This is a genomic window from Pectobacterium hainanensis (assembly GCF_046237015.1).
GTDB lineage: Bacteria > Pseudomonadota > Gammaproteobacteria > Enterobacterales > Enterobacteriaceae > JBJYIN01.
Map to the genome: position 1 here is coordinate 303206 of NZ_JBJYIN010000001.1, position 22635 is coordinate 325840.

The 22635-nt window shown below is 48.6% G+C and carries 21 protein-coding genes; 6 read left to right on the forward strand and 15 right to left on the reverse strand.

The window, feature by feature from the left end; genetic code table 11:
* Positions 1 to 46: 46 nt before the first annotated feature.
* Positions 47 to 997 carry an electron transfer flavoprotein subunit alpha gene (locus tag ACKPVM_RS01580; protein ID WP_409306387.1) on the reverse strand — a complete coding sequence of 317 codons (951 nt, stop codon included), beginning with the start codon at positions 995 to 997 and terminating at the stop codon, positions 47 to 49.
* A gap of 16 nt (positions 998 to 1013) precedes the next feature.
* Positions 1014 to 1778 carry an electron transfer flavoprotein gene (locus ACKPVM_RS01585; RefSeq protein ID WP_409306388.1) on the reverse strand — a complete coding sequence of 255 codons (765 nt, stop codon included), beginning with the start codon at positions 1776 to 1778 and terminating at the stop codon, positions 1014 to 1016.
* A gap of 581 nt (positions 1779 to 2359) precedes the next feature.
* Here ACKPVM_RS01585 and ACKPVM_RS01590 point away from each other — a divergent pair.
* Complete coding sequence (locus ACKPVM_RS01590; protein WP_409306389.1) at positions 2360 to 3271, forward strand: AraC family transcriptional regulator; 912 nt, start codon at positions 2360 to 2362, stop codon at positions 3269 to 3271.
* Between the two features lie 51 nt (positions 3272 to 3322).
* Here ACKPVM_RS01590 and ACKPVM_RS01595 read toward each other — a convergent pair whose 3' ends face one another.
* From ACKPVM_RS01595 to ACKPVM_RS01615, 5 genes are all read right to left on the reverse strand, one after another.
* Positions 3323 to 4474: an acyl-CoA dehydrogenase gene (locus ACKPVM_RS01595; RefSeq protein WP_409306390.1), complete on the reverse strand. Its 1152-nt coding sequence runs from the start codon at positions 4472 to 4474 to the stop codon at positions 3323 to 3325.
* 14 nt (positions 4475 to 4488) lie between these two features.
* A complete protein-coding gene (locus ACKPVM_RS01600; RefSeq protein WP_409306391.1) occupies positions 4489 to 6084 on the reverse strand; it encodes an acyl CoA:acetate/3-ketoacid CoA transferase in 1596 nt (531 codons plus the stop codon).
* A gap of 76 nt (positions 6085 to 6160) precedes the next feature.
* Positions 6161 to 6919 carry a type I 3-dehydroquinate dehydratase gene (gene aroD, locus ACKPVM_RS01605; protein WP_409306392.1) on the reverse strand — a complete coding sequence of 253 codons (759 nt, stop codon included), beginning with the start codon at positions 6917 to 6919 and terminating at the stop codon, positions 6161 to 6163.
* A gap of 75 nt (positions 6920 to 6994) precedes the next feature.
* Entirely contained in the window at positions 6995 to 7861 is an 867-nt protein-coding gene (gene ydiB, locus ACKPVM_RS01610; RefSeq protein WP_409306393.1) for a quinate/shikimate dehydrogenase, read from the reverse strand.
* A gap of 131 nt (positions 7862 to 7992) precedes the next feature.
* Positions 7993 to 9228 carry an MFS transporter gene (locus tag ACKPVM_RS01615; protein ID WP_409306394.1) on the reverse strand — a complete coding sequence of 412 codons (1236 nt, stop codon included), beginning with the start codon at positions 9226 to 9228 and terminating at the stop codon, positions 7993 to 7995.
* 622 nt (positions 9229 to 9850) lie between these two features.
* Between ACKPVM_RS01615 and ACKPVM_RS01620 the strand changes: the two genes are divergently transcribed.
* The gene (locus tag ACKPVM_RS01620) at positions 9851 to 10750 is read left to right on the forward strand and encodes a LysR family transcriptional regulator (protein WP_409306395.1); all 900 of its coding nucleotides are present in this window, start codon (positions 9851 to 9853) and stop codon (positions 10748 to 10750) included.
* 39 nt (positions 10751 to 10789) lie between these two features.
* On the opposite strand, the gene ACKPVM_RS01625 is transcribed toward ACKPVM_RS01620, so the two are convergent.
* The 8 genes from ACKPVM_RS01625 to dapA all read right to left on the reverse strand — a co-directional run bounded on the left by ACKPVM_RS01625 (position 10790) and on the right by dapA (position 19236).
* Entirely contained in the window at positions 10790 to 12037 is a 1248-nt protein-coding gene (locus tag ACKPVM_RS01625) for an MFS transporter (RefSeq protein ID WP_409306396.1), read from the reverse strand.
* 453 nt (positions 12038 to 12490) lie between these two features.
* A complete protein-coding gene (gene aroL, locus ACKPVM_RS01630) occupies positions 12491 to 13006 on the reverse strand; it encodes a shikimate kinase AroL (protein ID WP_409306397.1) in 516 nt (171 codons plus the stop codon).
* A 9-nt stretch (positions 13007 to 13015) separates the two neighbouring features.
* Complete coding sequence (locus ACKPVM_RS01635) at positions 13016 to 13372, reverse strand: YdiL family protein (RefSeq protein WP_409306497.1); 357 nt, start codon at positions 13370 to 13372, stop codon at positions 13016 to 13018.
* A 423-nt stretch (positions 13373 to 13795) separates the two neighbouring features.
* Positions 13796 to 15880, reverse strand: a complete 2085-nt coding sequence (locus ACKPVM_RS01640) for a tRNA(Met) cytidine acetyltransferase TmcA (protein WP_409306398.1) — start codon at positions 15878 to 15880, stop codon at positions 13796 to 13798.
* Positions 15881 to 15888: 8 nt separating this feature from the next.
* Positions 15889 to 16341: a DUF441 domain-containing protein gene (locus ACKPVM_RS01645; RefSeq protein WP_409306399.1), complete on the reverse strand. Its 453-nt coding sequence runs from the start codon at positions 16339 to 16341 to the stop codon at positions 15889 to 15891.
* Between the two features lie 169 nt (positions 16342 to 16510).
* A complete protein-coding gene (purC, locus tag ACKPVM_RS01650) occupies positions 16511 to 17224 on the reverse strand; it encodes a phosphoribosylaminoimidazolesuccinocarboxamide synthase (protein ID WP_409306400.1) in 714 nt (237 codons plus the stop codon).
* A gap of 79 nt (positions 17225 to 17303) precedes the next feature.
* The gene (gene bamC, locus ACKPVM_RS01655) at positions 17304 to 18341 is read right to left on the reverse strand and encodes an outer membrane protein assembly factor BamC (protein WP_409306401.1); all 1038 of its coding nucleotides are present in this window, start codon (positions 18339 to 18341) and stop codon (positions 17304 to 17306) included.
* A 16-nt stretch (positions 18342 to 18357) separates the two neighbouring features.
* A complete protein-coding gene (dapA, locus tag ACKPVM_RS01660; protein WP_409306402.1) occupies positions 18358 to 19236 on the reverse strand; it encodes a 4-hydroxy-tetrahydrodipicolinate synthase in 879 nt (292 codons plus the stop codon).
* Between the two features lie 303 nt (positions 19237 to 19539).
* On the opposite strand from dapA, the gene ACKPVM_RS01665 reads away from it, so the two are divergent.
* From ACKPVM_RS01665 to arsC, 4 genes are all read left to right on the forward strand, one after another.
* Positions 19540 to 20109: a glycine cleavage system transcriptional repressor gene (locus tag ACKPVM_RS01665; protein WP_409306403.1), complete on the forward strand. Its 570-nt coding sequence runs from the start codon at positions 19540 to 19542 to the stop codon at positions 20107 to 20109.
* A 2-nt stretch (positions 20110 to 20111) separates the two neighbouring features.
* On the forward strand, positions 20112 to 20579 hold the full coding sequence (bcp, locus tag ACKPVM_RS01670; RefSeq protein ID WP_409306404.1) for a thioredoxin-dependent thiol peroxidase: 468 nt from the start codon (positions 20112 to 20114) through the stop codon (positions 20577 to 20579).
* A gap of 189 nt (positions 20580 to 20768) precedes the next feature.
* On the forward strand, positions 20769 to 22232 hold the full coding sequence (gene bepA / locus ACKPVM_RS01675; protein ID WP_409306405.1) for a beta-barrel assembly-enhancing protease: 1464 nt from the start codon (positions 20769 to 20771) through the stop codon (positions 22230 to 22232).
* Between the two features lie 30 nt (positions 22233 to 22262).
* Positions 22263 to 22619 (forward strand): arsenate reductase (glutaredoxin), encoded by a 357-nt coding sequence (arsC, locus tag ACKPVM_RS01680; RefSeq protein ID WP_409306406.1) that lies wholly within the window; start codon positions 22263 to 22265, stop codon positions 22617 to 22619.
* Positions 22620 to 22635 lie beyond the last annotated feature (16 nt).

The window sequence follows — 22635 nt, forward strand, 5'->3', positions numbered from 1 at the left end:
TGTGGCGGGATACGTGCTGTTAACGAAAAAGCCAACAAATGAAGGATTACCGGGTCAACTGCTCAACCAACGCCGGGACCACTTTGTAGATATCACCGACTAAACCGTAGTCGGCGTATTTGAAGATCGGCGCATTCTTGTCTTTGTTAATGGCGACGATAGTTTTTGCCCCGTTGCCACCCACCATGTGCTGAATTTGGCCGGAGATCCCTAGTGTTAGGTAGAGATCGGATTTCAGCAGCACACCAGAGACACCGATATAGCGCTCGCGCTCCATCCAGTGTTCCCCTTCAGCAATCGGGCGTGAGCAGCCGACTTCCGCGCCCAATACCGTTGCCAGGTCTTGAACCATGCGTAAATCTTCCTGCGACACCAATCCACGGCCCACGCCGACAACACGTTTAGCCTTGCTCAAGTCGACACTACTCAAGGATTTGGCTCGGCGTTCAACACACAGAATTTCCTGACGCGGTGCAACATAGCTAGCCTGATAAACCGGGCAATCAGACGGTGCGGTGGCTGTCTCGGATTCGACGGCACCCGGTGCCAGCGTAACGATGGCAATGGGGGTATTGATCTTCTCTTTGCCAAACGCGAGGCCACCGTACATGCGATGTTCGGCATACAACGCATGCTCATTTACCGTCAGGGCAGTGACATCGTTGACGACGGCAGCATCAAGCAGCACACTCAACCGGGCCGCCAGCGCCTTACCGCGCTTAGTGGCTGCCAGTAGGATCAGCGTGGTGGGAAAGTCCGCCGTTGCCGGTTTTTCGATCAGGGATGCCAGCGTTTCGGCGTAGTTTTCGATACGCTGCTGCGCTGTTTTGCCGAGCACATAAAGCCCCTGCGCACCGAGCGGTTTAACGGCGGCAACCTGCGCGTCATCTTGCACAACCGCATAAACCTGCTGTCCCCACTGGCGTGCGCCCGTCATTAATTCGCTGTAGCGCTCAACGTTATCGCTGAACACCCATACATTGGTTAATTGACTCATGATGATATTCTCCGGGTTAGTTCAGCGCTTTTTTCAGGTGTTCGGCCAGTTCGGCGATCGCTTCCGGCGAATCGCTTTCCAGAATGATGTGTTTACGCTCCGCCTGCGGTGGTACGTGGATCTGCGTCAGCTCGGTGTGGGGGGCTGTGCGCTGCCAACTGATATCTTCCGCTTTCCATTGCGTTACCGGTTTTTTCCCGGCACCCAGAATGGCCTTCATCGACGGAATTTTTGGCGCATTAATATCTGATGTCACGCAGAGCACGGCGGGCAGCGGCAGCTCAAGAATTTCCACTTCCTCTTCCAATGTGCGCTCCACGCGCACCCGGTTATCCAGCAGTTCTACCTGGCTTACGGCATTGACGGTAGGCAGTTGCAACATTTCACCGACCAGCAGTCCAACCTGCTGCGCATAGAGATCGCCGGAGCCTTCGCCGAACAGCAGCAGATCGAAGCCAATCTTACGGGCCGCAGCCGCTAGCACTTGTGCAGTATCTTTGGGTAGCACGTTGTCTAACTGCGCATCCTGTACCAGGAACAGTTCATTGGGGCCGCGCGACAGCACATCTTTGCGCACTTTGGTGTTGTCCAGCAGGCTGCCGCCAACGCTCAGCGCCGCGACGTGCCCATCAGCGCCGGCCAACTGGGTAGCGGCCTCGATGGCATTCAAATCAAACTGGCTGATTTTTGCATCGGCACGGTCAAAATTGAGCGTGCGTTGGGCGGTAATCACAATGTCTTGCTCTTCGGGCACCAGCTTGAAGCAGGTTATTATTTTCATGGCGTCTCCTATTGGTCGCTCGCAGGCGGAGCATCGAAAAATAATATCGATGAGCCTCAGAGAGATATAAAAATTTGATGGGAGTAGTGTGCGGGGGATAAAGGTGAAAAACGACATGATAATATGTTTTAGTTACTAACAATCTTGCAAAAAAATTGTGCGCAACGGCAGATAATGTATTTAATGACTGTGACATCACCTCTAAATATCACGCTGAAATCGACTACTGAATATTCACGCTAAAAATACAGAGCGAATATAAGTTGTGATGCACATCATAAATATGAGGCTTTTTTTTAATTGGAATTATTAACATGCTCATTGAATAAAGAGAATATCAGTGAATTGTGAATATGATGTTTTGTGTATGTAGGCAATGCGTATTTTAAATGGGAAAAAACATACCGTGTGATGCATTAAGAAAATACGTTTTCCTGGCTAAAAATTGGACGGTGTAATCTTGCATGATATGCAAACAATCTTGTTTTGCGCGGTTAAAAACGTGATATACAGTACGAGTTGTTGCGTTACTTTACCCCTAATAATTGGCTCACACTTTACTGTTCTCCGTGGAGGCTGTCATGTATCAGCGCTGGTTTGACAATAATACCGATACCTTGTTTGAAAAGGGAATGACGCCCAAATTGTCCCGTTTTGTGATCAGCGATGACCCAAATTGGGAGTCTGGCCACCATGTGCATGATACAGAAACCGAGCTGATCTACGTGAAAAGTGGCGTAGCTCGGCTTATCATCGATTCGTCCAATTATGTTGCACAGAGCGGGGATATTGTGGTGGTCGAGCGTGGTCGATTGCACGCCGTCGTCTCCGATAATGCGTCCCCGGCAACCACCTACACGTGCGCCGTTTACGGATTTAAATTCTGCGACAGGGATGAGAACCAGATCATGCAGACAAATTCCTGCCCGGTGGTTTCGGTGGTGAAAGGAAAAGAGGTAATAAAAAGTATATTTCACGAACTGGGGGTAATGTTATCACAGCAAAAAAATCTTTTATCCTCACCCGTCTATGATGCTTTTGGTTATGCCCTGACAGCGTTATTTTATGAGAACTTTAAAAATGCCTACCGTTCTGAATCAGGTTATATTCGCAAGGAAGTGTTGGTGAAAGATATTTTAGTTTATCTCAATAACAACTATCGTGAAAAAATAACCCTGGAACAGCTTGCTAAAAAATTCCGTGCCAGCGTCAGCTATATTTGCCATGAATTTACCAAGGAATATCATATCTCCCCTATCAACTATGTGATTAAACGCCGGATCACCGAAGCAAAATTTTCGCTGACCAACACCGAGTTCAGTTTAAATGAGATTGCCATCCGCGTGGGGTATGACAATGTTGATCATTTTGCCAAATTATTCATGCGCCATGTTGGATGTCCTCCAAGCGAATACCGCAAGCAGTTTAAAAATAGTCTGAGTGGATTGGAGTATATAACGGAATTTGGTGAGAGCTCAGAATTGCTGCTGTGATGTTAATATCTGGTTGAGACTCCCGTGTGAACGGGGGTCTCAACCTGTCAGTTATTTACTTTGGTAATCTTTCAGAATCTGCCGTCCGGCAATATAAATCATGATCTCATCAGTACCGCCGCCAATCCTTTCGCAGCGCACGTCACGCCAAAAACGGGATACGCGAGCATCATCCGTATAACCTAGTCCGCCCATGATCTGAATGGCATCATCGATTACTTCTAGTGCCGTGCGTGCACAATAGAGTTTGCACAGTGCGGCACTGGTGCGTAATGACAGTTCCTGGTCTGCCTGCCAGGCGCATTTCAGCACCATATTACGCATGTTATCGATTTTTATGGCCATCAGCGCCAGCTTCTCCTGAATCATCTGGTTATGACCAATAGGTTTGCCAAAAGCGATACGCTGATTGGCATAACGCGCAGCATCTTCGAAGGCGCACTCAGCAAAACCGGTACTGCGCGCGGCATTGATCAGGCGTTCCATTTCGAAATTGTACATCACATTCAGGAAGCCCATGCCTTCTTCACCCACCATGTCACTCTCTTCGACTTCGACGTTATCGAGATAGACTTCACAGGTGGTCAGCATATGCCAGCCGATTTTGTGCAATGGGTTGATTTTGATGCCGGGCTTATTCGATTCCACCCACCACAGGGTGAAGGCTTTTTTCGGATCCTGCGGTTCGGGATCGCGCGCCAGCACCAGCATATAGGGGTACTCTTTCGCACCAGTGATAAAGGTTTTTTGTCCGTTGAGATACACCTTGCCGTTTTTACGCGTGTAGCTGGTAGTCGCGCTGCTGTTGTCCGAGCCTGCACCCGGTTCGGTCAGAGCTAACGAATAGGCTGGATCGCCAGTCGCCAGCGTACTCTCTGCAGTTTTGCGTAATTGCTCGGCAGAGCCAAAACGACGCATGCTGTGGATGCACTGGCCGTTAGTGATCAGGAACGCCGGTGCGCCATTTTTAGACACTTCCATCAGTGCCAGCATTTGGGTGACATAGTCTGCCGGAATACCACCAAATTCTTCCGGCACGCCCAGCAGGGAAATGCCGTTATCGGCCAGCGCTCGCATAAACTCTTTCGGATAGGTACCTGTTTGGTCGCAGGTTCTGAAGTACTCTTCCGGGAAATCACTGGTGATCAATTCCCGAATACTGGCAAGCAGCAGTTCTTGCTCTTCGGTTAAGGAAAAGTCCATTATTTTTACTCCTGTTATTGTTCAGCGTCAGGCAATACAAAGCCCATCACCCCATCGAAAAAGAGGCGTGTATCCATCAATTTTAAGTCGGGCGAAATGACCGGGGTAAAATCCATCTGTGCCAGAATGTCTTTTTCCAGATCGATGCCGGGCGCGATCTCAATCAGGTGCAAGCCATCTGCTTTTAAGGTGAAGACGGCGCGTTCGGTGATGTAACGCACGTCCAAGCCGCGTTCGAGCGCAATTTTTCCGCTGAACGTGATTTCTGGGATTTCCTGAATGAATTTTTTGACTTTCCCTTCCTGCACGATCGACAGCTTGCCGTCGCCGACATCGGTTTTTAAACTGCCCGCCGTCAGGGTGCCGCAGAAGATGATCTTCTTCGAGGTGGCGCTGATGTCGATAAACCCGCCGGTGCCCATGATCTTGCCGTTGAATTTATGTACGCCAACGTTGCCGTGTCGGTCAATTTCAGCGAAGCTCAGATAGCACACATCCAACCCACCGCCGTGGTAAAAATCGAACTGAGAGGTCATGTCCAGAATGGCGCGGGTATTGACGTTGGCGCCGAAGGCCACCCCTTGCGTGGTGATCCCGCCGATAGGGCCGGTTTCCACTGTCAGCACGAAGTCATCGGCACAGCCCTCTTCGCGAGCCACCATACCGATGCCATCGGCGATGCCGACGCCCACGTTACCGACCGCACCTTTGCGCATTTCGAACAGCGCGCGGCGTGCCACCAGCTTACGCTGGTTAAGAGGGATGGTCATTTTGGTGCTGTCATCCAGTACAAAATCGCCGGAGATAAAGCGGTTGACGGGCGCACCGCCGTACAGTTGGGTTTGCGTTGAATCCACCACCACAATATCGACCAGATAGCCAGGAATGCGCACAGACTTAGGATGCAGCGTGGCTTTTTTAACCATTTTCTGCACCTGCATCATCACGATGCCGCCGTTGTTGTGTACCGCTTGTGCAATCACCAGCGCATCGAGGTACATCACTTCATCTTCAAAAGAAGCGTACCCTTCGCTGTCGCAGGTGGTGGCGCGGATAAAGGCGACATTCGGCGCAATGGCCTTGTAGAACAGATATTCCTGATTATCGATCTCGACCAGCTTGATCAGTTCGTCTTTGGTGATTTCATTCAGCTTGCCGCCCTGTTGGCGCGGGTCGACAAAGGTACCAATACCAATATTGCTCAAAATGCCTGGCTGGTGAGCGGCAGAGGCTCGGATCGCTTGCGTCAGCACCCCTTGCGGATAGTTATAGGCGACGATCTTGTTTTGTTCAGCCAGATCGGAAATACGCGGTGACTGTCCCCAGTGACCACACAGCGCCCATTTCACCAGACCTTCCTGTGCCAGCGGACTAATGCCACGTTCGGCGCGATCGCCTAACCCAGTTGGGCTGATCAGCGACAGGTCGCGCGGTGATTGCGTGGTTTTGTAGCGGTCGGCAAGAGCGGTGATCAGCGAGGTGGCCTCCAGAATGCCGCCACCAGCCCCTAATACGCACAGGGTGGCTTCATCGGGGATATAGTTAACCGCGTCCTGTGCGGAGAGTACCGGCACTCGTCCATTGATTCTTTTCGGTTTTTCCAGTTTCATTGCAACTCCTCGTAATAAGCAAATGAACGTGCACTGCCCGTAGCAATGCAAACGGCTACAGCCACGCCATCGCTATTCAGGATTGGTGTAATACCGTCAACACGGCGCGTAAATCTTTAACGGCAATTTGCCCTGGGGCAGAGGCCTTTTTCAGTGCACCAAACGTGGCGGCTGAACCAAACAGTTCGCCGGAGAGACGGGAGATAACACCGGTTTTTGACATGGACATGGTGATGATCGGGCGGTCAGCGTGCTTCTCATGCATTTCCAACGTGGCGGCTAACAGAGTGAGCACATCGCCTTTGCTCTGCGGCATCAGGGCAATTTTCGGGATATCGGCACCCAATTCCTGCATCTTGCACAGGCGTTTGACGATTTCTTCTTTCGGTGGCGTTTTGTGGAAATCGTGGTTGGACATGATGACCTTCACGCCGTGAGCATGCGCAAACGCCACGGTATCTTTCACCAGCTCATCACCGGTAAACAGCTCCAGATCGATCATATCCACCAACCCGCTCTCCACTACCGCCTTGTTCAAGGCAATGTAGGCCTCGGCTGAGAGCGCTTTTTCTCCGCCTTCTTGCTTGCTACGAAAGGTAAACAGCAGGGGCTTGTTGGGGATGCCATCACGCAGTGTGCGCACCGCCTCCAGTACGCTGGCGATGGAGGACACATCATCGAAATGATCGGCACGCCATTCCAGAATATCGACATCGCCGTCTTGGTAATGGTGGACTTCAGACTTGATGGCAGCGATATCTTTGCCCATCAGCGAGACGATAATTTTTGGTGCGCCTTCGCCAAACACCTGATTTTTTACGGTTACGGTTTTCATGCTTTTCCCTTACGTCATCTTTTGCCACACGGTCTGGTAACGCGGCGTGAGAAATACACCGCGTACCGACGTGTTTTAGGCGTTAAAGCCCATCACTTTTTTGATGTGTTCCAGCGGGAACTCTTTACCAGTCCAGAGCTTGAATTGCTCAGCCCCCTGCCACAGCAGCATGCCGTAGCCATCAATGGTCTTGCAGCCTGCATCCATGGCCATTTGCAGCAGTTTGGTGATGTGCGGGTTGTAAACGCATTCGGTGACCAACAGTTCAGGGCGCAGCATGGCGATATCGCTCACAACGCATTGGTCTTCCAGCGGTTTCATGCCGACCTTGGTGCCATTGGTCAGAATATCAGCGTGCGCAATAGCATCGGCGAAGGCTTTCTGGTTCGTCAAATCACCGACCGTGACGGTGCAATCAGTGTTGTCATTCACGCGTTTAGCGAAAGCGAGCGCCTGTTCGTAAAATTCATCTTTACGGTTGAATAGCTTGATCTCTTTGATACCTTCAATCGCGGCCTGAGCACCAATTGCGGTTGACGCACCGCCCGAACCGACCAACACCATGGTTTTTCCTTGAATATCAAAACCGCTTTCTTTGATGGCCCGAATATGCCCGGTACCATCGGTGTTATAACCACGTAAATACCCGTTATCGTTAACAATGGTATTAATCGCACCGACCAATTTGGCGGCCGGTGTTAATTCATCCACATATTGGCAGGCTAATTGTTTATTTGGCATGGAAACGCCAGTGCCGCGCATTTTCAGCGCTTTAAGGCCTTCAATTGCTTTGCCAAACGTGGTGTTGTCTACTTCAAAGGCCATATAGGTGAAAGGCAACCCCGCTTTTTCTAACGCCTTGTTTTGCATTTCCGGCGAAAGACTGTGTCTGATGGGATAAGCCATTAATCCAATCAGTTCATATTTTGCGGTAACATCCATTCTAAACTCCTTACACAAGGTAATAATAGGTAGTGCAGTTATTCAGGCAATAGGCGGGCGCATATCGCGCAAACTGTCGATTGCCGTTCTGTTCAGGTTTTAATATCAATATTAACGTTATTATGGCGTCGCTATTGAAAGAAACGTTCGCCGAAGCGTAAATCACTTTGCGGAATTCTGAACACTTTGTAATAGCGAATAAAAACTACGATGGCAGTAATAAAGGCCAGCAGGGCAAAAGCGATATCTAGCAAAATAATGTATTGCAGACCGATCTTTGACAGGTATCCCGTAATTAACGGAATTAAAAAGTTAGCCAGCCCGCCCATCATCATATAAATACTGGTAACTTTAGCTTTGCTTTTTGGAAAGAATTCAGACATGACAGAAACGCCGAGTTGCAATATTCCGCCTGCGGCTGAAAAACCGATAACAAAGGCACCCACATTACACACTAACGGTGATGGGTAGAGATAAATAATCGTGGCGGTAATCACCGAAACCCCGGTATTAAACACGTTAGCCCACACTGGGCGCACCATGCTTTTTAACAGCAGGGCGAAAATAAATACGCACACCAGTGACCCCATGCTGTAATACGAGATGGTTTTCAGCGCATCGGCTTCTGCCATACCGGCAAAGGCCATGGCATATTTGGGCATCCAGACCACAATAACGTAGAAAGTAGAGAATGCGGCAACACCAAAAATGATGGAGGCAACCCCTTCCAACCAGGCAAGCGGCTTGCTGTTCATCTGCGGTAACTCTTTGGCGATGGAGGCATCTACCAACTGGCTGGGGAACTTGCTTCTCAGCAGCAGCAACGACACCAGTACAAACAGAACGCCAGGGATGATCATCGCATAGCCATACCAGATGTGGCTGAGCAAAAGGTAGCTGACCAGCATCGGGTATAACATCTGGCCGAAGGAGATCATGGCTTTTAATAAAATGACCGCTGAACCTGACGTTTTTGGATAACACTCCATCAGTGCCGGATAACCACCGGTATCTAGCGCAGCATTGGCAACGCCAACGCACACCGCCAGGCCGAAGGCGACAACCAGATTTGGACTGGCGGGAATACCAAAGAAGAACAAAATATATAAGCTAACGCCGAGCAGGATGACAAAGCGGCGGCCAAATTTGTCAGAGATCACCCCAAAGAAGAGAATACTGACCAATCGGCCTAAGCCAATACCCGAAATCAGATAGGCAATACCCGCATTGTCAGTACCAAATTTATCTGCAAGGGATGTCATATTTTGAGCCAGCGTAATAACGCTGACGCCATGTAAAAAATAACTGAGATAGATACCGATGACGGCTAATAAGAAGGGCGCATTGAAGGCCTTATTCTGGCTCATGCTTTTCTCCGCATTTCGTTAATGATTCTGTTTGTTGTTGATGTTTTTCATAACCAGGGATAGCGGTTTTCGTTTTTCCTGACCTTTTGTATTTAAATAATTGTCGATACTGCGCGAGATACTTTTCATTCTCGTTATTTAATATATTAAACGCGGATAATAATAAATACGTAATATGCCGTTTTAGTTGCCAACTTTATTGCTGTGCAATGTGATGACACGGATAGATTGGATGTTGATGAAATGTTTTTATTTCACAAGTTCCCTACAACAGCCTTGTTTGGAAAAGAAAGGGATACGTCACATTGTATTTACGACGAGATGCTATTTTGTGATCAGACAAACAGTATTATTTCCTCAATTTATTGAATGGCGTATATATGCCATAACACCATGTCATTCTTGTCCGCTTTATGTTTTTACTTATTAACAATTTCGTTACTCTATACCTTTTTGTTGCACTGACAGGTGTACCGCTTATATTGCACGGCACCGAAACAATGTTGCATTAGCGCTGTTTGACAGGAAGTTACAACGGTAAAAGCGAGATATGCTGGCAATAGGAATCCACCAATCTCACTGCGTGCGAATAATGCCGTGATACCTTGCCAAGAGGCCGGTCATGAATTTAAAACAGCTCCATTACTTTAAACGCTTGGCTGAAAAGCAACATTATACCGAAGCGGCATCAAGCCTATTTATTACTCAGCCGTCGCTCAGCCACGCCATTGCCGAATTAGAGAAAGAACTGGGTGTGATGTTATTTGAAAAAACAGGCAGGAATGTACGTATCACTCATGCGGGCAAGCTTTTTTTACCCTATGTGGACAATGCGCTGCAGGAGCTGGAACATGGTCGTCTGGCTCTGCGTCAGATGTGTAGCCAGCAGGATGATGTCATCAATCTGGCGTTTATCTACACCATGGGCGAAACCGTGGTACCACGCCTGGTCGATCGTTTTGTCCATCAGCCCGGTAATGACAACAAACGTTTTTGCTTTTATCAGGGCACCACGTCAGCGTTGGTGGAAGATCTGAAAGCGGACAAATACGATATGGCGATCTGTTCGCTGGTGGCGGATGAGAATGAAATAGAATTTTTGCCGCTGATAAGCCAGGAACTGGTGCTGGTAACCTCTTGCCAACACCCACTGGCACAGCAAGAGAAGGAAGATATCTCGCTGGAAGAGGCTATCGCTTACCCATTTATCTTCTTTTCACGGAAAAGTGGGCTGAGTCAGTTTATCGATAAGATGTTTATGCAGAAAAAGCTGATCCCGGAAATTGCGTGTTACGTTGAAGAAGATACCGCGATGGCAGGGTTGGTCAGCGTCAATTATGGCATTGCCGTGATGCCGCGCATCAGCACGCTCTCACGCTCGGATCTGCATGTTCTGCGTATTCGCAAGCCCGGTCCAACGCGCTATATCTATTTGGCAACGCGTAAAGACAAAATGCTGTCAGCAGCAGCACAGGGGTTTAAAAAGTTTGTCTTTAGCGCCTGCCAGACCCTGCAATTTTAGCGCTTAACACCTCTGGACCAGTGGCACAGAGGCGTGGTATCAGGATGGACGACGCAGCGCACCGTCAACGTGTCGTTCATCCTCTGTCAGAAGGTTGTCGCGTGTTTTCCGATTACGGTAGCCAATAAACAGCGCCAGCAAGAAACCGACAGCGGCAACCCCAGTATCAAACCACATAATGCTGGCAATACTGGTTTGTGAAAGCCTAGCAGTGATAAGAGGGATCGTGAAGGTAGCGATACTGCCGGCGCTATAGTAAATCGCGGTGGCTTTGCCTTTGGCATGGGGAAACCGTACCGCCATCAGCGTCAGCCCCAGTTGCAGCACGCCCCCCGCAGCGGAGAAGCCAATCACGAATGAAAACACAATAACCGTGTTTGGACTGGGATACAGGCACACACCCAGCAGTGCCACGAACGAAATAAACGTGTAGAGCATCAGCAGCGAGGTGGAACTGACGGTTTTCCTCACTAATACGGCGGAGATCACCACACAGAGCAGAGAGCCGACGGTGTAAATACTGAGCAGTTTGATGGACATGGTGTAACTCATGCCTGCCACAAACTGGCCATATTGTGCCAACCATTGGCTGATGAGGTAAAACGTTGCCATGGCGATGTAGCCATACAGCGTATAACTGGTGAGATCCACCAACGAGCAGGCGTGTTGTGTGGTGGTGCGTGCTACTGGGGCTTCTGCAGCCAAGGTTTCCCGCACCACTTTTCCCGGATGGGCCGGGAAAGGATAGCGGAACAGACAAATGCCGTTGAGCAGCATAATGCCTGCCGCGATGATAAACGACCAGCCAAACCACAGATCTGCCCAGACTAATAGACTGATGATCATGGGCAGCAAGAATTGCCCACTGGAGACAAAGGCCTTAATTAAAATGTTGGCAGTGCTGGGGGAAGAGGGGAAGGCTTCCATCAACGATGGGTAGGTGCCAGAATCGAGGAAGCTGTTTGCCATCCCTGCGAGAAAGCCAAAACAATAGGCAGCGGCAATGCTCTGCGAGCCGAGAATGCCAAAGAAAAAGCCGAGATAGCATACCATTCCCAGATACACGAACGGTTTACGACCAAAACGGTCGGATAACATCCCAGCCAACATCAGCAGACTCAGTCTGCCAATGCCCAGCGATGAAATGACGACAGACACCCCTGCGGCGTCGGTGTGCCACTGTTGCTCCAGATGCGGCATGTTCAGGCTAAGTAATATCACGCCCATGCCATGAACCAGATAATTGAGATATAACCCAAAGGCGGTTGGTATATATTTGTTTTTCATAGTTAGCCTTGTGAGAAAATGCCTGGGTGAAAAAACCTGTCATTTCCCTGCCCTGACGCATAATACCCGTTGTCTTTTAGTATCCTGTCGTGTTCAATCGACATAACCTACAGATCTACAGCCGGTTTTTAAGTTTTTTTGATGCTAGCAATCCCTTCGGGAAATGAATAATTCCTTTTTTTCTATTAATTCATAGATTGTTTCTATCGGCAAACCCGATAAATGTTATTGATGTTAATTTTTATGCTAAAAACCCTGACATCCCTTTCTATTTATTCAATGAAAAAGATACGGATGTGTAACACGTGATAAATAATGTGGTATTCACTAAATTACCTTGAAGATCGCTGTGATTACCTCCCTGGCAATAAAATCGTTAATTTGTGATTTATCTCGCAATCAAAGAGTCTGGGGTAGCAAAAACATACATCGTATTATTTCTATTACCAGGAATTATAAAGAAACGCAGAGTGCGTAAATTTGTTGTAATACCTCATCTTTCTCTTTATTCGCATCAATAACGTAATGTGCGCTTTCGTGATAAAGCGGATCGCGCTCGTTAATAATACCCGTAATCTCTTCAGTAATAGACAGACCTGTAAGTGAAGGACGCTGACTGACTGCCGGGTTTGATTTCAGTCGTGCTACTACGGTTTCGGCAGAGGTGGCAAGATAAAATACAATACCGTTATTTTTCATACAGAGACGTTTTTTTTCCGAGACCACCATCCCGCCGCCTGTCGCCACCACGGCATCACATAACATGACGTCTTCGAGAATCTGGCTTTCGATTTCACGGAAACGATCCCAGCCTTGCTCATCAACGATTTGTGCGATGGTTTTATTCGTTTTTTTTTGTACTAGATCGTCCGTATCAATAAAATGCCGAAGTAGCTGAGCGGCCAACATTTTCCCAACGGTTGTTTTACCAGATGCGCGCGGACCAACTAAAATAATCGAATGAGACATCTATTATCCCTAACATAAATGTTCTAGGTTGTGTGCGTAAAGTTCGGCAGCGACAGATTGGTATATTTTCCACTCAATATAATCACCTTCGGTATAAACGGTACGAAAGTCAGCATAATCTGGGAAAAAACGCATAGTATTATTCCCGATGCGATTATTGATTTTCTCTATGATGGCATTAATCTGTTGCTTCCGTTTTTTATTCATCATCATCAATGTATCAATAACCTCAGTAGGTATCGGATGAGAGTCGTTTTCCCATAAACGCCAGGTTTCGCTTTCAGCCCCATTTGCGATATAGGTTGCAGCTTCATCAATACTCATAAAAAATAATTGACGTAAGGCCTGTAGCTCTAAATGGTTCATCATAATACAGCTTCCCAAAAAAAATGAATATTCAAGTTAGTAAATAACATCATTTTCTATTAATCGGTTTGATTATTGTCACACTATTTTGTGCAACATTATTTATTTTGATTATGGCGTTGAAATGTAAATTATGGCTCATAATGTGTTGTAATGTCATATTTCCAATATAGCCACTAACACTTTGTTAGTCATATATTCACTCCAATCATCAGAACAACGCCTCATTTTTATCAAAAGCGTTCCAATGAGCAAAACTAAATAGCTTATGCCCGTCATACTTCAAGTTACATAAGCGTTGGCTATGTCATTCATGAGCCTCGTCTCGTTAGGACCGCTGCAAGCAACGCTCAAATCTGCTCCCAGCAGATTTATCATTCGATCCAAAAAACACTAAGTACTCCAAGTGGTTATTTTTTACTCTCAGGAGAACGCTCCCGTTGATACCCAATTACGCCACTGTAGGCAGGCAAGCGCATTATGTTCGCTCAATGCAGTGGCGGTTTCCTCGCGCCATTGCCTTAGCAACGCTTTTTTCCCCGACAGGCCGAGCGAGGCGGCTGACATTTCGCTATTAAGCGGCTGTTCAATCAATAAACGCAGCGCTGGCAATGCCTGCTGGGAATGCGAAATTAATCGGCACAGCGCGGCATAGCAAGATTCCATTGGCCGATGGGCAAACGCAAAGCCTGACAACGCTCGCCAATCGTCATCGTTTAGCAATGTATTTTCATCGGGTGCCAAAGGTAAATCGATTGGAATGAGACGGCGTAACCAAAACCAGTCCCGTTCAAACACGTTCATACTGTGTTCAACTAACTGTTGTCCGGCTTCGCTTAGCGGAAACAACGCCATTGCGCTGTAACAACCACTACTGGCTTCAAGATGGCTACCGATACGAACCAGCTTAAAATCACAGGCTTGCCAAAACGACCACAGATCAGGCTGGTAGCCAAAGCTCACGGACAAGTAATCCAACCCTTGAGACTGCGCCACACGTTTTTGTGCTTCAATCAGCATATGGCCAATACCTTGACGACGCTGTGAAGCCGATATGGCAATACGACTGATACGACGTGCCAACAACATCGGCGCATAGGTTATCCCACCGTGTGCAGCTAACGACTGGGCGACTAAATTCCCCCGCGGACGACGTTTTCCGGCCCACACGGCATGCGCCAATTCAGCAGATAATCCTCCCTCATCTACCATCCATAGCACACCATCAACCTCATGCTTTACGTTATTTTTCACGCTCGCACTGTAGACATGCATACCGGGTGCATCCAGCAAACGTCGAAGATCGAGCGGTGAGGTTCGGTAGTGTGCGCTACATAGCAGTGCGTAGCATTGCTGCATACGTTGCGGATGGCACAACCAGTCATCAGGGTGTTCTTCTCTGATATCCCAGCATGATAATTGAACGCTCTGACCACTTTTACCACTCGGTTGCACTTGCCCATCGTGCCTGTACTCATCGAATAACAGTGCCTGATCGACAATGCGCTCCAACGGATCGTGATTAGCCCAGCGTAAAGGCTCATCTAAAGTAAAGGCCTGCCACTGCGGCAACGTGGCACAAAATTTTAATAAAAAGCCACGCCCTGTGCCTTCATAGCCCATTACCGTTGTTGTCATCAAAATTCGGGGAAAATACGCAAGCAAGGCATGCAAAACAGGAGAAGGAATCGAGGCGGCTTCGTCAATTAATAACCAATCGACTGGAGGTAATGGGTTGAGGCGACAATACGCCAGCAACGCATCTGGTGCCCAAAATCGCACATCATGACGAGCATGGTATTGTAATACATCCGTTGCTGAGCGGGAGGGGGCTGTTATCCAACAAGGCCCGGAGCAACGTTGCGTCAGCATGCCAGCCACTGCCGATTTGCCACGCCCACGAGAGGCGGTAATCACATAGACGCCCTGTCTGGCGGCATACAATTGCGCCAGAATATGCTGTTGCTGAACCGTGGGCTCACCAGAGGCAGGTTTCCAGTCTACGCGGGGAGATAGCGGGTTGATGGTTAGCGGTAGCCCCTGTTGCCAAATCACCACATCTTCATCTGCAAGCAAATGACGTTGAAAGTGCTGAATAAAACGCGGTGTAGCGATAGGATTCGGCCTATCGCTCCAGCGCAGGCTGTCACTGTCCGGTAAAGCGGGCCAATCCTGCCACGGTGGAACCAACAGCAATAACCAGCTCCCCGCCAGAAGCGTACCTGACAACATCGCCAGCGCTTCAACATCCAGCCCGTGACGCGCATCAAACGCCACGTGCTTAAGTTCTTGCCCAAGCCGTGTACGAACATGACTGGCAACTAGCGCCGTTACGCCCTGCGGCGCATGTTCACTGACCCATAACCAGTCATTTCCCGTACATGCCGTCAGCAATAATGCCTGTTTTTCAGTCCAAGCAGCATCACCACTCAACACCAACAAACGCCGCACACCGTAGCGAACGTGCAGGGACTGCTGGTGTAAAAAGTCTGAAAGCCGGGTTCTCATGGGAAGAATCAGGTCTTACCAATGAGCAAAGATAGTAATCCAGCGGCAATGAGCGGCCCGACGGGTACCCCGCGAAACAGCGCCACCCCCATCACTGTACCAACCAGTAACCCGGCCACAACAGAAGGCTGGTTGCTCATTAAAGAAACACCTCGCCCTCCCAGCCAAGACACGGCCACACCGATTAAAATCGCCAAGAGTGATTTCCAGTGCAGAAACGAATGCATCACCTCACTGGCACTGATTTTTCCACTGGCAATGGGCGCCATCACACCGATCGTCAGAATGACAATACCGATGCTTAGACCATATTTTTCCACCCAGGGGAAATAGTGATTTAACGGAGTAATCCGTACTGCCAGTAAAACGAGGATCGCCAGTGTGACCGTCATGTTGTGGCTGATAATGCCCAACCCGGCCAACACCAGTAAGATTAATAATGTCGGATCAAAATAGGCCATGAAAAGTCCTTGCCCATGAAGCAAAAAATTGATTTTTAGCGTTAGCCAACGCGAGATGATAGCACTAATGAGAAAGAGAGACAGAAGCGAACGAAAAGATTAAAGAAGAAAAAGCAGGTTGCCAGAAGAAAAGCCGCTTCCAACAACCTGAACGTAAACGATTGCGTACTTAGTCGAGTTTAACACCGATACGGTGAGCGACTTCTTCATACGCTTCAATCAGACCACCAAGACTCTGGCGGAAACGATCCTTATCCATTTTATTCAGCGTAGCTTTATCCCACAGGCGGCTACCGTCCGGAGAGAATTCATCGCCCAGCACAACTTCACCTTTGAATAAGCCGAACTCCAGTTTGAAATCGACCAGAATCAAACCGGCATCACCAAACAGCTTGCTCAGCACATCGTTTGCCTTGTAGCTCAATTCCTTCATACGAGCCAGATTCGCATCGCTCACCCAGCCGAACGTCTTACAGTATGATTCGTTCACCATAGGATCATGCATCGCATCATTTTTCAGGAACAAATCAAACAGCGGCGGATTCAGTTCAATACCTTCTTCGACACCCAGACGTTTTACCAGCGATCCTGCGGCACGGTTACGTACCACACATTCTACCGGCACCATGTCCAGTTTTTTGACCAGCACTTCGGTATCAGAAAGCAGGCTTACCATTTGTGTCGGGATCCCGGCTTCTTCCAGTTTGCTCATGATGAAATGGTTAAATTTGTTATTGACCATTCCTTTACGATCAAACTGCTCAATGCGAGCACCATCCCCGGCTGACGTATCATTACGAAACTCCAGCACCAGTAGGTCAGGATCTTCGGTGGTATAGACAGTTTTTGCCTTCCCACGATACAACTCAGCGACCTTTTGCATCTTTAATTACTCCACCATTAGTTGAGGTATCAGTTGATGAATAAAATGAAGAAGGGCCGGATAATCCGACCCTTGCGAGTTACTTATTGAACGCCGCCTGAAGCACGGCCACCAGCGCATCGTTCTGCGATTGGCTTAGCGTATGCCCTTTAGAATCAATAAATTGCAAACTGCTACGGTTATCAAGATCGCCGACCTGCAATTTGTAATCACCATTCGGCAATTCAGGATCTTTCGCACCTAAATTATCCCAGGTACCACTGCTTGGGGACTTGTAGGTTACGGACACCGATCCCTGAGGGCGGCTGCGATCGTTCACCTTCATGCCAATGTTATCCAGTGCCGTAGGCAAACGATCCCATACCACAGAATAAGGGCCACGAATGACCAACAGTGGTAAGCCGGTATCATCAGAACCACTCTGTACATCCAGAGAACCACTGGTACGGTTTGCCAATGCGTTTTCACGCGCCGTGGCCTGATTATCCAACTCTTCACTGAGGGTGTTCAACATCATCCCAGCGTAACGCTGGAGTTGGACAGGGTCATCAACCGGGTTGGTCTGTTGTTGCAGCGCCAACAGACTCACCACAACAGCAATCTGATAGCCTTGTGGTTGAACGGCAATCTGGTAACGCCCCTGATACTGAACATCTTCATCCTGGCGCTGCCACGTCACCCAATCTGTCGTCAGCGTTTGAGACGCATCCTGCCGACTGGCGATCGTGAACCCCTTATCCTGAACGACACGAACAACCTGAGACCAAAGCTGACGATTTTTTGCGCTATTCTCTAACAACAGCGTTGCTGTACTGCCCGAAATCTGGGTACGGGAACCATTCAACAAAGCCAATGGCTGCAACGGAGGACGAATATCCAGCGCTTTACCTACAGCACCATTCAGCGTAGCCGGCGGTATATCATAATCACCGTTCTGTATCGGTAAAATAACACCGGTTGGCGCATTCAGCGCATGCTGCGCTGGCGTTTTCAGATAAGATTCATCACCACTTACCTGACGCTTATAGCGCTGATCGCTGGAGCATGCCGCCAGCAGCATCACTAATGAGATGCCAACGACTTTTGCCACCATCGACTTTTGTAATGAATACGTCATTAAATCTCCCTAACGGTTACAGCAAACCCGCTTGCTTCAATGCGCGAGCCATCACCGCCTGACCAGAGTCAGTTAATGGTGTCATCGGCAGACGAAGCGTATCGGTCGCCATGAGTCCCAATTCCTTACAGGCCCATTTAACCGGGATTGGATTGGGTTCAACAAATAATTTTTGATGTAACGGCATCAAGCGCTGATTTAAACGGCGCGCTTCCACAAAATTGCCCTGCGCTGCCAATTTACAAAGTTCAGCCATTTCACGGGCCGCAATGTTCGCCGTAACAGAAATCACGCCTTTACCACCAAGCTGCATGAAGTCCAGACCGCTGGCGTCATCACCGCTCAACAGAATGAAGTCATCACTCACCAGCTCTTGGATCTGACTCACCCGACTTAAGTTCCCTGTTGCCTCTTTGACAGCAATAATATTTTTTATTTCGGACAAACGGGCAACGGTTTCCGGCAGCATATCGCAACCGGTACGGGAAGGCACATTATACAGAATCTGCGGCAGGTCAGTATGTTCAGCAATCGCTTTAAAGTGCTGATACAGCCCTTCCTGAGTCGGACGATTATAGTACGGCGTGACCGTCAGGCAACCCACGACGCCCGTACCATGAAAACGTTTGGTTAGTGAAATGCCTTCTGCGGTAGCATTCGCGCCCGTGCCGGCAATCACCGGAATACGGCCATCGCTCAGTTCCAGCGTCATCATCACCACATCACCATGTTCATCATGGCTCAACGTGGCAGACTCACCTGTCGTTCCGACAGAGACAATCGCTGATGTACCGCTAGCGACATGATAATCAATCAGTTTTTTCAGACTCGCACGATCGACGGCGCCTTTAGCGTCCATCGGTGTAACCAGCGCAACAATACTTCCCGTAAACATTGGCCATCCCCTCCACAAACAAGTGCTTCATGGTACTTTTGACTTCTATGCAAAAGCAAGCACACAAGGGCCTTGTAAGCATCTGGTACACGTTTTTTTATAACGCTGTGCCCAGAATTAAAAATTCTTCTGGATTTTTAGCGCTACGAGCCACAAACAGCGTTAAAAATTGCTCCCGACTTTTTGATGATGGGCTTCCTGCCCATCACCCTTCGGGCCGTCGCAGGCGACGTTAAAAATTGCTCCCGGCAATTTTTTATGTTTACCATATTACTTTCATGAAGAAAGACAGGAAGCGCCATTTTGTCGAGCTCACAAGAACACTATCTGGTTATCACTGCCCTTGGTGTCGATCGCCCCGGGATTGTTAACGCCATTACCCGTCACGTCAGCAGTTGTGGCTGTAATATCGAAGATAGTCGTCTCGCCATGCTGGGCAAAGAATTCACCTTCATCATGCTCCTTTCCGGGAGTTGGAATGCGATTACGCTAATCGAATCCACCCTGCCGTTAAAAGGAGCAGAAATGGATTTGCTGATTGTGATGAAGCGTACCGAGTCTCAAGCCAGACCACCAATGCCCTCCACCGTGTGGGTAAAAGTCGATGTTGCTGATTCTCCCCACATCATTGAACGTTTCACCGATTTGTTCGACTCTCATCAAATGAACATTGCCGAACTGGTTTCCAAAACGCAAAGCACAGAAGGTGATAAACCACCACAATTATATATTCAAATCACCGCGCACAGTCCTGCCATGCTGGATGAGACAATTATTGAACCAGCCTTCTATCAGCTATGTACAGAACTGCACGCACAAGGCAGTATTAGCGTCGTGAACTATCCACAGCATGAAGAGAAAGACGGAGAGTAGTGATGAATACACTGAAAGCCGGAGATATTGCGCCAAAATTTAGCTTGCCCGACCAGGACGGCGAACAAGTAAATTTAACCGACTTCCAGGGACAGAAAGTGTTGGTGTATTTCTACCCTAAAGCCATGACGCCGGGATGTACCGTGCAAGCATGCGGATTGCGTGACAACATGGATGATCTGAAAAAACATGGAGTTGAAGTGTTGGGTATCAGTACGGACAAACCAGAAAAGCTCTCTCGTTTTGCCGAAAAAGAGCTATTAAACTTCACACTGTTATCTGATGAAAACCATGAAGTTTCAGAAGGATTTGGCGTATGGGGTGAAAAAACATTCATGGGGAAAACCTATGACGGTATTCACCGCATTAGCTTTTTAATTGATGAAAACGGCAAGGTGGAGAAGGTCTTTGATGATTTCAAGACCAGTAATCACCATGATATCGTTCTTGATTATCTGAAAACACACTGACATATCGCTGATCCCCTTAACCAGCCCCGATTGACGGGTGCTGGTTTCCTCTTTATCGTGCCAGCACCTTGTCTTCTCTACCTCATTTTTCCCATCATTTTCCTATCATAATATTTCTTTGTGGGCCTCGGCTGGCTAAGATGGTCAGTAGATTCTTTAATGTTGGCTGTTGATAAGGTTATTTTCGTTATGTCTAGCCGGTTACGAAAAGCGGTCATTGCCTCTCTGATAGGGGTGCTACTCACCACATCCCCATTTTCTGCACAGGCCGAAATTCAGGATAGATTACCCGATATCGGCACCACTGCTGGCGGTACGCTGAGTATTAATCAGGAACTGGCGATGGGTGATTTTTATGTCCGCCAGCTACGGGCTGGCGCACCGCTGATTAACGATCCTTTATTGTCCAATTACATTAATCAGTTGGGAAATCGCCTGGTAAAACGAGCCGATTCCGTACGAACACCGTTCCATTTTTTCCTGATTCGCAATGATGATATCAACGCCTTCGCTTTTTTTGGCGGAAACGTGGTACTGCACTCTGCCCTATTCCGCTATGCGGATAATGAAAGTGAGCTGGCTTCCGTTCTGGCGCATGAAATTTCGCACGTGACACAACGCCACTTGGCTCGAACGATGGAATCACAGCAGCGTAGCGCACCGTTAACTTGGGTCGGCGCACTCGGCTCCATCCTTCTGGCAATGGCTAATCCTCAGTTGGGAATGGCGGCATTAAGCGGCACCATCGCTGGGGCACAACAGGGAATGATCACCTTTACCCAGGCTAACGAGCAGGAAGCGGATCGGATTGGTATTCAGGTGCTACAACGCGCAGGGTTTGATCCACAAGCGATGCCTAATTTTATGCAAAAATTGGCCGATCAATCACGCTATGCGTCGAAGCCACCAGAAATGCTCCTGACCCACCCCTTACCAGAAAGCCGTTTGGCGGATGCACGCAACCGTGCGAATCAAATGCGTTCAACCCCCGTCCAATCGTCACAAGATTTCCTATTTGCTAAAGTGCGAACGTTTGGCATGTATGGCTCACCAGATAGGCCACTCAGCGATGATTTGTTGAACAATTTGGCAAAAGGGAACGTTCGCGAACAGTTAGCCGCGCAATACGGGCAGGCTATCCGTCTATACCAGGCAAAAAAATACGATGAAGCTCGCAATATCTTACAGCCGCTTTTAAGTAAGACGCCGGATAGCCCATGGTTTCTGGATTTGATGACAGATATCGATCTGGGGCAAAACAGAGCGACGCAGGCCGTCTCCCGGCTACAAAATCTGGCAGGCGTTCAAAGCAACCCGGTCCTTCAACTCAATTTAGCTAATTCATATGTTGAGGGAAAACAGCCCGCGGCTGCCAGTAGAATACTCTATCGCTATACGTTCGCACATCCAGAGGATCCCAATGGTTGGGATCTGCTGGCGCAGGCCTCTGCCGCACAAGGGTTACGCGCGGAAGAGTTATCGGCCCGGGCAGAAGGTCTGGCATTAACCGGTCAGCTTGATCAAGCTATTCGACTCCTCAGTAATGCCAGTTCATTAGTCAAACTGGGCAGCCTGGAACAGGCTCGCTACGATGCGCGTATCGATCAGTTACGCCAGCTTCAACAGCGTTTCCGTCAATACCAGAAATCCTGACGCCAGACAAATAGGGGAGAATGACTGACAATGACTCAACACGTAACGATCTACCATAACCCTCGCTGTTCAAAAAGCAGGGAAACATTAACGCTACTACAGCAGCATGACATCAAGCCTGACATCGTACTGTATTTAGATACTCCGCCCGATGCCAGTACGCTGACTCGTCTGCTAAAACAGCTTGGTATGAAGAGCGCTCGCGACCTGATGCGCAAGAAAGAAGAGATTTACCAACAGTTAAATCTGGCCAATACGTCATTAACGGAATCAGAGTTGATTCAAGCCATGGTTGATAACCCCAAGCTGATTGAACGACCCATCGTCGTGGCCGGACAGCAAGCTCGTTTGGGGCGTCCGCCAGAGCAAGTTCTGGAGATACTGTAAAACGTTTCCTCCTGTT

Coding starts and splice junctions, on each gene's coding strand:
- ACKPVM_RS01580 (WP_409306387.1), bottom strand. CDS start 997: ATGAGTCAATTAACCAATGTATGGGTGTTCAGCGATAACGTTGAGCGC.
- ACKPVM_RS01585 (WP_409306388.1), bottom strand. CDS start 1,778: ATGAAAATAATAACCTGCTTCAAGCTGGTGCCCGAAGAGCAAGACATT.
- ACKPVM_RS01590 (WP_409306389.1), top strand. CDS start 2,360: ATGTATCAGCGCTGGTTTGACAATAATACCGATACCTTGTTTGAAAAG.
- ACKPVM_RS01595 (WP_409306390.1), bottom strand. CDS start 4,474: ATGGACTTTTCCTTAACCGAAGAGCAAGAACTGCTGCTTGCCAGTATT.
- ACKPVM_RS01600 (WP_409306391.1), bottom strand. CDS start 6,084: ATGAAACTGGAAAAACCGAAAAGAATCAATGGACGAGTGCCGGTACTC.
- aroD (WP_409306392.1), bottom strand. CDS start 6,919: ATGAAAACCGTAACCGTAAAAAATCAGGTGTTTGGCGAAGGCGCACCA.
- ydiB (WP_409306393.1), bottom strand. CDS start 7,861: ATGGATGTTACCGCAAAATATGAACTGATTGGATTAATGGCTTATCCC.
- ACKPVM_RS01615 (WP_409306394.1), bottom strand. CDS start 9,228: ATGAGCCAGAATAAGGCCTTCAATGCGCCCTTCTTATTAGCCGTCATC.
- ACKPVM_RS01620 (WP_409306395.1), top strand. CDS start 9,851: ATGAATTTAAAACAGCTCCATTACTTTAAACGCTTGGCTGAAAAGCAA.
- ACKPVM_RS01625 (WP_409306396.1), bottom strand. CDS start 12,037: ATGAAAAACAAATATATACCAACCGCCTTTGGGTTATATCTCAATTAT.
- aroL (WP_409306397.1), bottom strand. CDS start 13,006: ATGTCTCATTCGATTATTTTAGTTGGTCCGCGCGCATCTGGTAAAACA.
- ACKPVM_RS01635 (WP_409306497.1), bottom strand. CDS start 13,372: ATGAACCATTTAGAGCTACAGGCCTTACGTCAATTATTTTTTATGAGT.
- ACKPVM_RS01640 (WP_409306398.1), bottom strand. CDS start 15,880: ATGAGAACCCGGCTTTCAGACTTTTTACACCAGCAGTCCCTGCACGTT.
- ACKPVM_RS01645 (WP_409306399.1), bottom strand. CDS start 16,341: ATGGCCTATTTTGATCCGACATTATTAATCTTACTGGTGTTGGCCGGG.
- purC (WP_409306400.1), bottom strand. CDS start 17,224: ATGCAAAAGGTCGCTGAGTTGTATCGTGGGAAGGCAAAAACTGTCTAT.
- bamC (WP_409306401.1), bottom strand. CDS start 18,341: ATGACGTATTCATTACAAAAGTCGATGGTGGCAAAAGTCGTTGGCATC.
- dapA (WP_409306402.1), bottom strand. CDS start 19,236: ATGTTTACGGGAAGTATTGTTGCGCTGGTTACACCGATGGACGCTAAA.
- bcp (WP_409306404.1), top strand. CDS start 20,112: ATGAATACACTGAAAGCCGGAGATATTGCGCCAAAATTTAGCTTGCCC.
- bepA (WP_409306405.1), top strand. CDS start 20,769: ATGTCTAGCCGGTTACGAAAAGCGGTCATTGCCTCTCTGATAGGGGTG.
- arsC (WP_409306406.1), top strand. CDS start 22,263: ATGACTCAACACGTAACGATCTACCATAACCCTCGCTGTTCAAAAAGC.